Annotated in this window: 5 protein-coding genes; all 5 read right to left on the reverse strand. The window is 54.2% G+C overall.

All coding sequences use genetic code 11. The features are described from left to right. Positions 1 to 1,862, reverse strand: a 1,862-nt coding sequence (locus ACIFQM_RS06710) for an AAA family ATPase (RefSeq protein ID WP_430065171.1), incomplete at its 3' end; no start/stop codon positions are given. Then, on the reverse strand, positions 1,859 to 3,043 hold the full coding sequence (locus ACIFQM_RS06715; protein WP_430040825.1) for an exonuclease SbcCD subunit D: 1,185 nt from the start codon (positions 3,041 to 3,043) through the stop codon (positions 1,859 to 1,861). The genes ACIFQM_RS06710 and ACIFQM_RS06715, both read right to left, overlap by 4 nt. A gap of 49 nt (positions 3,044 to 3,092) precedes the next feature. Next, the gene (gene addA, locus ACIFQM_RS06720; protein ID WP_430065173.1) at positions 3,093 to 7,199 is read right to left on the reverse strand and encodes a helicase-exonuclease AddAB subunit AddA; all 4,107 of its coding nucleotides are present in this window, start codon (positions 7,197 to 7,199) and stop codon (positions 3,093 to 3,095) included. Then, complete coding sequence (gene addB, locus ACIFQM_RS06725; RefSeq protein WP_430040823.1) at positions 7,196 to 10,762, reverse strand: helicase-exonuclease AddAB subunit AddB; 3,567 nt, start codon at positions 10,760 to 10,762, stop codon at positions 7,196 to 7,198. Before addB ends, addA begins: the two co-directional genes overlap by 4 nt. Before the next feature lie 230 nt (positions 10,763 to 10,992). Further along, positions 10,993 to 12,372: a class I SAM-dependent rRNA methyltransferase gene (locus ACIFQM_RS06730; protein WP_430040822.1), complete on the reverse strand. Its 1,380-nt coding sequence runs from the start codon at positions 12,370 to 12,372 to the stop codon at positions 10,993 to 10,995. Positions 12,373 to 12,440: the final 68 nt, after the last annotated feature.

Consider the following 12,440-nt stretch of genomic DNA (forward strand, 5'->3'; position numbering starts at 1 on the left):
GCGGCACCGCGCGGTGCCGCTGCGGTGAGCGCGGCCGGCTCGCCCGTGGCGGCCGCGCCGCTGGCGTCTACGGCGGCGGGCTGCTGCGCCAGCAAGCTGCGCTGCTCGTGCAGCTGCTGGCGCAGCGTAAGGCGCAGCTCCTGCAAGCTCAGCCGCAGGCGATGCAGCTCGTCCGGCGCAGCGGCATCCGCACCGTGGGCCGCGGTGGCGGCGGGTGCGGGGTGGTGCAGCGAGCCGCACACCGCGCACGGCTCGCCCTCGCGTAGCTCGGTTGCGAGGTGCTGCGCGAGGCGGCCTAGCTCTTCGGCGCGCAGCTCATGGCGCAGCTGCTCTTCCTCGGCAGCCAGCGCCGACACATCGGCGGTGACCTCTGCCTCCAGCGTGAGCAGCGCCTCGATGCCCTCAGCCGCCTGTGCGGCAAGGGCGGAACGACGTCCCTCCGTCTCAAGTGTCTCCTGCTCCGTCAGCTTCAGGCGTTCGTCAGCCTGGCCAAGCCTTTGTTCCTGTGTGACACAATCCTGCTCTGCTTCGCGTAGCTGCTCATCCGCCGTCTCCAGCTGTTGCAGCCGTTGCATGGCCTCTTGAAGCATTCGTCGTTCATCTGCACGCACTTCATTTTGCTTCAATTCCTGTTGAAGCTCCTGCTGCCGCTTCGATCCTCGCGCCTGTAGCTCTTGTTCCTTGGCGAGTCCTTCGGCATATGTAGCAAGGGTTTGCACACTCTGTGCAAGCTCTAACGCCAGACGGTCCCGTTCTGTCCGCGACGCTTCCGTATCACGCTCCAATTGCAGCGCCTGCTCCAACTGGTCGATTCGAAGCAACAGCTTCGGTTCCTCTGCACCCAGAGCTTGCCGGGCCTGCTCATCTGCTTGCATAGACACAACCGCAGCCTCCTGCGCCGATGTCGCCTGCACCGCCGCTTCTTCGGCTGCCTTCCGTCGCTTATCCGCTTCGGCAACAGCTTCCTTCCAATCTGTCAGCGCAGGCAGCAATGCCTCGGCTGCGGAGGCCTGACGGAGCTTGCACTCCAGCGAAGCAATGTCCGGCTCCAATGCCGCCAGTTGTTCCAGCTCGTTCCCCCGGCGGCTGCGCTCTAGGACGAGATCACGAATTTTAGTCAGTGCTTCCGTCTCGCGCGACACCCGCTCCAGCTCGCGGCGTGAGGCCTCTGCATGGGCAAAAGCCTCTTTAAGACGCTGCTCTGCCTGTTCAAGCGCTTCGGCACCCGCATCGCCGAGTCCCTGCTGCTCCGCTTCCAGCGCTTTCAGTGCAGCGTCATTGTCCTTCACACGGCGGCTCAGCTTCTGTGCGAGCTGGTCTCCGTACTTTTCCAAATGAAACAAACGCTGTAGCATCTGCCTGCGTTCACTGCCCTTTAATGATAAAAATTCAGCAAACTTCCCCTGTGGCAATACGACAGCTCGTGTGAAATCGTCCATTTTCAGGCCAATATACTCCTCCACACAACGCGTCACATCCTGCACCTTGTCAGCAAGGACTTCCTCGCCGTCCGCTGTGAACGCGATAAATCGACTAAGCGTATTATTCACCGATACGCCACCAGCACGTTTGAATCGGCGCTCCACACGATAACGACGAGGTCCTTGGGCTGACATCAGCTCGAACGTAAACGCCACGGACAGCGTATCCTCTGCATGATTCATAATGCCCTGTGTTCCATTCACCGCCCGCTCCACCTTGCCGTACATAGCCAGCGTAATCGCGTCCAGCAACGTCGATTTACCACTGCCTGTCGGGCCAAAGATCCCGAATAGTCCGGTTTCGGTCAACTCCTCAAAATGGATTTCCTGCGACTCCCGGTAGCTTTGCAACCCCGCCAATTTCAGAAGAATCGGTTTCATACATCCTCCTCCTCGGCCTGGTCCCTTGCATCATCCTGCTCCACCAACTCCAAAAATAGCTGCACCAATCCGTCATCCGGCTGTGCTCCGCCCGTTTGCCGTTGATAAAAAGCCCGAAACAGCTCGTGAACCGGCAGCTCTGAGCGCTGATGCTCCAGCTGTGCCGCCGCCATTTCAGGATACATCGGGCGGATGTGAATAATGCCTTCGCGGCTTTTGCGCAGCCGCTGAATATCTCCCAGAGACATCGCTTCCTCCAGCGTAATTTCCAGGTCAATAAAGGCGTCCGCATCCAGCCCTTCGTCTAGCCATCGGTACACCTCTTCCAAACCTCCCCGTGCGCGCCATTTTACTAAAGGGCGTCCACTCGTAATATACAGCTCCTCGACCTGTGCGGGCTTGCCTGCGACCACGTCAATGAGCGTGACCGATTTGGCCTGCCCTGCTTCGGAAAAGCTATAAGCCAGCGGAGATCCGCTATAGCGCATCAGCCCGTCACCCTTCACATATTGGGGGCGGTGCAAATGCCCCAAAGCCGTATATTGCGCCCCGATGCTTAGTGCAGACGGGTCTACCGTATAGGCTCCCCCGACCTGAATCGGACGCTCCGAATCGGACTCCAGTCCGCCAAGCACATAAATGTGGCTCATGGACAGATTAACGGTATTAGGCCGAAACGCCGTACCGAGCTGTGCCATCAGCATCCCCACACGACGGCTGTAAGCCTCTCGCAACACCGTTTCGTCTCCGTCCTCGGACAACAATTCGTTCAGACGGGACTCCGAAGGATAAGGCAAGGCTGCGATACATGCCATTTCTCCTGTACGCGGTGTATGAATCCGCACCGCTTCCCCGCTGGGCAGCCCCAGCAACGTAATTCCGCGCTGACTCACCAGCGGCGTAACCGAGGATACCCGTTCCGGCTGATCATGATTCCCCGCAATAACGACCAGCGGTCTTCCTCCAGCCGTTAAACGGGCAGACGTTTCATAAAATAGCTGCTCGGCGGCGGCTGGAGGATTGACCGAGTCGTACACGTCTCCAGCCATCATAATCAGATCTGCCTGCTGATCGTCGGCCATTTTCGCCAATTCTTCCAGAAACGCCTCCTGCTCCTTCAAACGGCTACGCCCTTCCAGCGTTCTCCCCAAATGCCAATCTCCCGTATGCAAAATCCGCATGCTGTTCCTCCTCTCTCCCTATCTATTTCGTCCATTAAATATTAAATAGCTACAATCTCACACTTTCTCCAGCCTCCAGAAAATACAACCACTTCTCAGCAACCCTTGTACCTGTAATATCTTCGATCACGTGGGCGTACAGCTCCAGTTGAAAACGATATTGCTCCGTTAAATGAGACACCGTCCGAAATTCGGATACCCGGTCTGTTTTGTAATCTAGCAAAACCAACCCCTTCGGCCCTTCAAACAAGCAGTCAATGATCCCGTGCATCAGCACTCTGTCATTGTGGCCAGGCTCTGACATCATGCTTTCCTGCTGTTGCCCGGCCGATCCCGGCTCTGCTACCTGTGCGGACAGCATCGACGGCAAGCTGCGGCTCCAAAAATCAGCGGCTCCTATCGTATAGGTAAATGGAAGCTCACGCTGCACATGGGTTGCCTCCAGCAATCTGCGACCCAGCTCGCTGGTGAAGAAGCGCAATATTTTATCCGTATCTAACGCCTTCGCCTGAACATCCAGCAATAAGCGCTGGTTCAGCAGACGAGCCTTCGTTTCCTCAATCACCTCGGCGTTCATCGCACCCCCCAGCGGCAAATGCAGAAATAGCGTATGGTACACCGTTCCACGTTCCGTCGGCGTCAATCCCCGGTCACCCATAAATTTGGGTCTGCGCAAGTGCAGTCGACTTCCCCCAGTCTGAGAATCTTCCATCTCCTCTGGTAACTCGGCTACTTGAAAAGAAGACAAATTTATCCAATCTTCCGATCCAGTTTCCTGCATCGCTAGCCATCTTTTCATTTCGGTAACCGATGTATTCGCCGCCGTCTTGCTTGCCCGTTCATACGGATAGGACCAGGAAAGCGCAGCGGCAATATCTGCATCAGTCCTTGTTGTCATATCTGCTGGGCTATTGGATACGAAATCGGATGAGAGCCACCTTTTGTCGATCGGCTTGGCATTTTTCAACGCTACCGTCTTCTGCTGACGCTCTTCATTAACAGTCTCTTCCCCAGGGCCCAAATTCAAACGAGAGCCGGAAAGAGTCTCCGAAGCTATCATTCTGAATAGCCAATCCCCGCCCGGCATCGTTTCCAGCCTGTGATAGTACCCCTCCTGATCCCCTGCCGCTTCCCTCAGTACAGCGGCAGAAGGATGTCGGATCAACGCAGGACCTACCCAGTCCAGATAACTGCGGCCTGCTGCCAGCATATAATCAGGTAAAACCGTTTCCGTATGCTCTTTGGCCCGTGCCCAACCCGTTGCGCGTGAAGTGAGATCCTTAACGGTTCCGGTCATAATAAGCTTCTCACGCGGACGCGTAAGCGCCACATATAGCACCCGCATTTCCTCAGCCAATAGCTCCAGCTGGGAACGTCGACGGATCGCCAAATTAGGCAGCGTCGGGTAGCTGACCCGATTTTGTTCCTCCACATATTTGGGACCGAACCCCAGCTCCTTATGCATGAGAAACGGCGCATTCAGATCCTGCTGATTGAACATTTTAGCCGTTCCGGCGATGAACACGACGGGAAATTCAAGTCCTTTACTCTTGTGAATCGTCATAATACGGACAGCCTGATCAGGTTCAGTAGCGCCACTGGATGAGCCTAAATCACCGCCTCGCTCTCGCAAGCGAGAAATAAAGGTTAAAAATCGGAACAAGCCCCGGTTAGAGGTTGCAGTCTCATACTGTCTCGCCCGGTCATACAGCACCCGCAAATTGCTTTGACGTTGGGAGCCTCCAGGCAATCCACCTACCCAATCCAGATATCCCGTTTCCTCCAGCAAACGCCAAATCAATGCACTCAAGCTACCTTGTCTGGCTTCCTGCCGCCACGCTTCCAAATCGCGCAAAAACGAACGCAATCGGGCAGGCAACGTATTTTCGCTATTCCCGTCATCCATATCTGAGGCATCTGTTGTTGAATCTCCTGCGAAAAGGTCCCATTCCTGCATATCCCTGGACGTTCCATTTTTGCTCTCCTCTGTATGGTCAGCCTCAGCCGCCGCCAACAGAGCGCCATAAAACAATCCGTCCGGCTTTTGCAGCCGGATTTGTGCCAGCTCATCCTCGGTCAAGCCTACAATCGGTGAACGAAGCACCGATGCCAGCTGGATGTCCTGCTGCGGATTATCAATAATGTGTAGCAGAGACAGCATGACCTCCACTTCCGTTGCTTTGAAAAAGCCTGTCGTCTGCTCGCCGGATGCCGGAATGCCCTCAAGACGCAGCTCCTCTACAATCAACGGTGCCCATACGCTCGCCGAACGGAGCAAAATGACAATATCACCGAAGACTGCCGGACGCATCGCTTTTAACCCTCTGTCATAAATCAACAGCGGTTGGCCTGTATCTCCCGTCAGCTCCTTAATCCGTTGCGCGATTGCACGAGCTTCCAGTTGTGCCGTTTCCAGCTCCGCAAGTTCAGCCATTTCGCCTTCCTGTAAAGCGGACTCATCACCCGTTTCGGACAGTTCCGAAGCCTCCGAAAGACCGCGCCCGCCTTTATCAACCAACAACAATTCAGGTGCATACGGGGATGTAGCATCCTTTTCCATTTCCGTCTGCTCAGGATAGGAAGCACCATGCGCCAGCCATGCCCGTTCATCGTATTCAATTTCCGCCACATCCACGCTCATGATTTGCCGGAACACCAGATTGACCGCATCAACGACTTCCACCCGACTACGAAAATTACGCGCCAGATCAATTAAAAAGCCATCTTCCTGCTCCTGCATACCGTATCGTTGGTATTTGTTCAGAAACAGACCCGGCTCCGCCAGCCGAAACCGATAAATACTCTGCTTCACGTCCCCTACCATAAACCGGTTGCCCGGTTCTTCACGGGATACCAGCCTGACGATATCCTCCTGTACCGTATTCGTATCCTGATACTCATCCAGCAGTACCTCGTCGAATTGCTCCTTGTATTCGAGTGCAGCGTCCGAAGGCAGCAGTCTGTGCGGAGTAGAGTCGGGATGACGTAATATTTTCAGACAATAGTGCTCCAAATCCCCGAAATCCACCAGCCCTTTGGACTGCTTGTGCTGTTGAAATCGTTCCCCGAAGGCAATTACGGTCTCCACCAGTTCCTCCATCAGAGGAGCCGCCCCATGTAGTTCCTCCAAATAGGCTTCCGCCCTCCTGCCGAACAGGGAAGCCTTCATATCCGTGATCATTTTTTTGGCTGCCTCACGGAGCGCCTTGACCCGTTCCTGCAATGCAGGCTCAGTCTGATCCTTTTTGACTGGCTTGAGCTTGCCGAAGGCCGCTATTTGAAAGTGATCATACAGCGAGGCCCACGGCTGTGTCTCCAGTTCCTGCAATAGTCCCTTCACCATCGCGGTATCCTCTTGCAGCGTCACTGCATAGGGCGCAGGGCCGCCGGGCTGCATAGCTGTCTCATAAGCCTGCTCCAGCAGGCTTGCTGCTCCGCGCAGCGAAAGGGCCGCATCCACCAAAATGCTGCGAACCCAAGGCGTCTCTCCCAAAGCCGTCACATCTTCTACACGGAACGTGGCTGCGGTCTCCCTCAGCCAGTGCTCCGGCCAGGGATGACTTTGCGAAAAATCGTACAAGCGCTGAACAAGCACATACATCGCATCATCTGTACGCTCACCGCTAAACCAGTCCACCAGTCTGCGGAATGTACTGCCTTCATCGTTAGCCTCATACTTTTCCTCAAACAGTTCTTCCAGCAGCTCCTGCCGCAGCAATTCCGTCTCATGCTCATTCATAATCCGAAAACCGGGATCAAGGGGAATGGCCTGATAATGCCTGCGAATAACCTCCATACAAAAAGAGTGGAGCGTCGTAATCGACGCCCGATTTAACAGCGATAACTGACGACGTACATGCTCACTATCCGGCTCCTGTTCCAGCACACGTTCCAAAGCTTCACGTATACGTTGGCGCATTTCGGCGGCAGCAGCCTTTGTAAAGGTCGCTACCAGCAGCCGATCCACGCTGAAACCGAGCCGCGGATCGGCGATTTTACGAATAATGCGCTCTACAAGCACCGCTGTTTTACCAGACCCCGCCGCTGCCGCTACCAGCATGTTGTTGCCAGATTCATAGATCGCACGCCACTGGTCATCACTCCACATACTGCCTTCCGGCTTGGGTATTCCGTTAGTGCTTGATGTGCTTATCATTGGTCCATTCCTCCTTTCCCTTCCTGTGCAGACCCAAGCAAATCCCATATCTGATCCTTGCCGGGTTTCCCCCATTGGTTGTAGCCGCTGCCCTCCAGACTGTCGTCAAATTGACAAACAGGTTTGAAAGAACAGAAGGTACATGCCGTCTCTTGCTGGATACGATAAGGCTCAATCGCCACATCGCCCTCTGTCATGCGTGTCCCAATCGTTCGGATATTATCGCGCACCGAAGCCAGCAGGCTGTCCCACTGTTCCGGCGAAGCGACAGACGCACTGCTGTAAAAGCTGCCATCCGCCTTGACCGCAACTGGCAAAATCGAGGAATACCCCTTGTCCAGTGCTGTGTCCATTTGTCCGACCACATCCCGATCCGCGAGCAATAGCCCTTTCATCTTGAAGCGTTTTAGAAGCTCCTGACGGGCCTGTTCCGCGCTCAGACCATTCGGTGATTGCAACATCGGATTATGGACGTGAAAATACAGCGTCCCCGCCGGATAAGCCGTCTCGCCCAACCATTCCTCTGCCGCATTCAGCAGCACGTCCAAGTATGTGAGCATTTGCAAGGACAGGCCATAATACACTTCATGCAGCTTGAGATCCTTTTGGCTGGATTTGTAATCAATGACGCGTAAAAGCAAGCCTTGTTCTCCCTCTGCCACATCCACGCGGTCAATTCGTCCGACGATTTCCATCACCACACCATTGTCCAGCCGAAAGGTCAGAGGAGGAAGCTTTTCTCCCGGCCCAAAACCCAGCTCAAGCTCCAGCGGCTCAAAGCTGCCTCTACGCGCATGTTCACCCAAAATCAGCGAAGCCCGACTCACAATATCTTTCAGCTTGCGCAAAATGTACCCGTACCGCTTGGAGCTCATTAAAATCTCGCCTTGCAGGCGGGGAGCCAAACGCTCCACCGTCGATTCCGCCTCTTGTCGGCATTCCTCTGTGCTGAGACTGCCCCAGCTCACGTTCCGTTTACGTAAATTCATCGCCATCTCTCCGAGCGCCGCATGGAACAATTGTCCGATATCCGGTGCCTTTAGCCGATACATTTGGCGCTCCTTCAAGCGAAGACCATGGGAAGCAAAATGCGAAAACGGACAAGCGACAAAACGTTCCATACGAGAAACGCTGGTACGCAGCTTGCTACCGTACAGACGGCGACTCGTTTCCTTCCGCATTTCGGCATGATTTTCGTAAAAAAGTGAGGTTAGCAACTGACGCAGCTTGTCCTTTTCACGCCCTTGCTGGCCCGCATACCAGTTGTATACCTCCCACCAGGGAGATAAAATCTCTCCACCATGCCGCCATTGCCGGAATTGCGCGATCAGTTGCGGCAATGCCTCGGACGGATGGGAAGCATACTCCCATTGCGTCGCCCATAGGTCCCGAGGCAATGGATAGGCAGCCAACGGGTGCTCTTCCAGAGCAGGGAACAGTTGACGGACATGGCGTACCAACTCTGACGGCAGCAACGACTTGCCCTCTTCGTCGGTTACCGCGTAGCTCATCCACAGACTGCTTCCGGCTGATGTGAGCGCCGTATACGCAAGAAAACGTTCATCCAGCAGACGTCTTGTCATATTCGGTGCCAGTTCAACGCCCCGTTCATTCAACGCGGTACGTTCCTGCTCGTTCAGCACGCCATCCTCATGAAATACAGCTGGCATCACACCTTCGTTCATACCCAGTACAAAGACATGTTGAATACCAGCTACACGAGTACGGTCTGTGTTTCCGACCAGTACCTGATCCAGAGCTGGCGGAACAAGACCCATACGGTACTCTATCAGCCCCGTTTCCAGCACACCTGCAAATAAAGAAGTGTCCAGCTTCTCGTCACCCATCATTTCGACGATCTGATCCAACAGCTCAAGCACCGCATCCCATACCTGACGATGCTCCTTCGCCTGCTCGGGATTTCCCGCTTCCTCGGCCTGATGGATCAAGTCATCCAGCTTATGCCCAATTTCCGCATCCTCCAGCAACAAGTACACCGCTTCACACTTCTCAAGTGCAGTCCGGGCCTTACCCAAACGTTTCTCAAACGCACGTAAAGGCGTCACGATCACATCACGGCACAGCTCCATTAGATCCAACGTTTCGTCCCGCTGACGATTCCGCTCCTGTTCCTCCAGCTCCAGCGAAAGGCTGGGTACAGCCTGCCATGGCCGTCCGTCTGTCCAGCGGCTGCCCTGTATCCCGCAGGCCAATGCGTAATTTTCCAGACGATCCATATCCTCGCGGCTGACTCGTCCACCCTGTGGCAACAGCAGATCCGTTTTAACCGCACGAAATACATCCTCGTACCGCCAACGCCGCTGGACGATATCCAGCGAAGCCCGAATCATTTCCACCAAGGGATGATGCAAAATGCTTCTGCGCTGATCGAGAAACACCGGAACCTCATATTGCTTGAATATCGGCTCCACCCACGGCTCATAATCCTCAATATGGCGTACAAACAGAGCCATTTCCCGATAACGTGCCCCCTCATCTCGGGCCAGACGGCGCATTTCGCGCACTGCTCCCTCCAGTTCGACACGTCGGTTCGCTGCGGCATACAGTTTGATTTCTTCAGGTTGCTTATCTTTCCATTGCTCCGGCATCTGTTGCTGCGGCATGGGTCGTCCCTGGTTCCGATATCCCGCACGTCGTTCAAACTCTGCCTCCAGATACGCCAACGCCGGGCGGTCCTTAAATCTCGGAAGCGGATCAGAGCGCAGCAGTTGTGTCTGCGTCTCGATCATCAGCTCGTCCGCCATCCCTTTAAGCTTTACATAGGTAGCCGCCGAAGGATGAAACAAATCCAGCTCATGCGGAAGCTGTCCCCTCTCGTAGCTGCGATTGCAAGTCAGTGCGACCGTCAACGAAGAAGCGTGCAGCATGAGCTGCTCCACCACCTTGTATTCATGCGGCGTAAATCTGCGGTAGCCATCCATCCAAATATCCGCTCCACGTACAATGGACGACTCAGCAATCTGCTCAGCCAGCATACGCAGCGTATCCTCGCCATCAATATATTGAAGCGTCAGCTCTCTTTCAAAATCCTCATAGATCAGACTGATGTCCTTGAGCTTGCCGCGTAAAATCGGAGTGGATTCCCCCGCCGCATTCATTCGCTCCAGTTGCTCCGGGACATACCGAGTATCATTCCCATACTGCTTCAGCTCTGTAAACAGCGTATTTAACCGATCCACAAAGCCCAGTTGGTCTCCCGAATCCTTAAATAAGCTCAGTTCATCCTTGCGACGACGAATAATTTTATATAAAAGCATCTTCTTGCCTTCCTCCGTCACAGGTACCAGCGCCGAACCCCCGGTTTCCTGCATGACCAAATAGGCAAGACGATGAAATCCCATGACCTGTGCGCGCACCGTCCCCTGAATACCGTTTTCGGCTTCTGTAAGCAATGCATGCTCTGAAGCAAATGACGATTGCTCCGGCACAAGTAACAGCATTGGCTTACCTAGCGGTTCCTTGCGTAGCATAGCCGTCATTTCGCGACGGATTAACGCGCTTTTCCCGCTGCCTGAGCGGCCAATTAACAAACGGACCGACATGATGCGGCCTCCTTTCCAACGAACAACATTCTATTCAACAGTATAGCATATGAGGCAAGAGAGAAAAGAACGTACGTTTGCCATCTTGTAGCATTTTATCCTCCCTCAAAAAACAAACAGTCCCGCAAGCAGGCTTGTTGTATGCCTTCTCTACAGGACTGATTTATGGATAAAACGAGCCTAATCTACTTGATCCGCTACCTTAATATGCGGTTAACAATCTATAAATTCTACAGTTGTGTTCGACTGCGCACCTCAAAAATAGCGAATTTCAAATAATGGCCTTCCTCTACGCCCAGAATTTGGGGATGATCCTTGCCAGCCGCTCTCCAATCCACCAGACGGAGGATTTTTCCGGCATCTGCCGCCGCTTCCTTAAGCGTGTCCAGAAACAGCTCCGGCCGCATATGGAATGAGCAGCTTGCAGTCACTAAATAGCCGCCCTCATTGACCAGCTTCATCCCGTGCAGATTAATATCCTTATATCCACGCGTAGCTCCTTTGACCGCATTCTTTGTTTTCGCAAAGGCTGGCGGATCAAGAATCACTACATCAAAGGTACGTCCGCCCCCTGCTGTGAGCGGCTTGGAAGTATCTCCTTTTCCCCCGGCTCGCGTAGTGCGTTCCTCTACGCCTTTAACCTGATTACGCAAATATTGGAAAGCATCGTCCACGACAAACTCGACACGTTCCTCAAAACCGTTCAGCTTGACATTATCCCGTGCGCTTTCTATCGCGTGCTCGGAAATATCAAGACAGGTTACTTTTTTCGCACCGTATTTGCAGGCATTGAGCGTAAAGCTTCCCGTATGTGAGAAGCACTCCAGCACAGTTGCGCCATCCCAGAATGGGAACTCCACAACCTTGCCGCTTCTGTTCACAGGCTTCATGACCGCTGTGCCAGCGTCACCCTGCTCTGCTGCTACTTCCTGCAACGTAATTCCGCTACGTCCTCCCCAGCCCGTCATCAGTGGAGCGATCGCCGCACGATTCTCACGCTGGTCGAAGAAATAGCCTGTCTTCTGGCCCTCTACAATATCGACCTTGATACGCAAACCATTTTCCGTTACCACGACATGACGCGGGCAGTCGCCATATAAAGGCCCTTTGGTCTGTTCCAGTCCTTCCAACTCGCGGATGGATACATCGCTGCGCTCATATATACCAACAGGGCCAATCACTTCAACAAGTGCATCCCTGATTTCTTCCCTGCGGCGATCCATACCGAGCGTTAATAATTGTACGACCAACACGTCGCCAAAACGGTCTACAATCAGCCCGGGTAAAAAATCAGCCTCGCCGTATACCAGCCGATACGCGTCTCCTCCGGTCACAAAACGTTCGCGGTGCTCCAGGCAATCGCGGAAGCGTTTGGCAAAAAAGCTTTGATCCATCGCTTCCAGCGGCTCGTAGGACATCACACGCACCGTAATTTGTGAGGCCGGATTATAGTAACCCGTTGCCAAATAACGGCCCTGATGGTTTACGATATTGACCAGATCACCCGCCTCCGGCTCACCCTCCACCTTGGATATTTCATTTTTAAAGACCCAGGGGTGCGCGTGTTCCAGCCTTTTTTTGCGGCTGCGTTCCAATATTACTGAAGGCAAAGTCCTTCACTCCCATTCTTGGATTACTCAAAGTGTTAAAAGCGTGGTGTTCGATGGGGCGCGGCTCC

The sequence above is a fragment of the Paenibacillus sp. NRS-1782 genome (assembly GCF_050467685.1).
Classification (GTDB): domain Bacteria; phylum Bacillota; class Bacilli; order Paenibacillales; family Paenibacillaceae; genus Paenibacillus; species Paenibacillus terrae_A.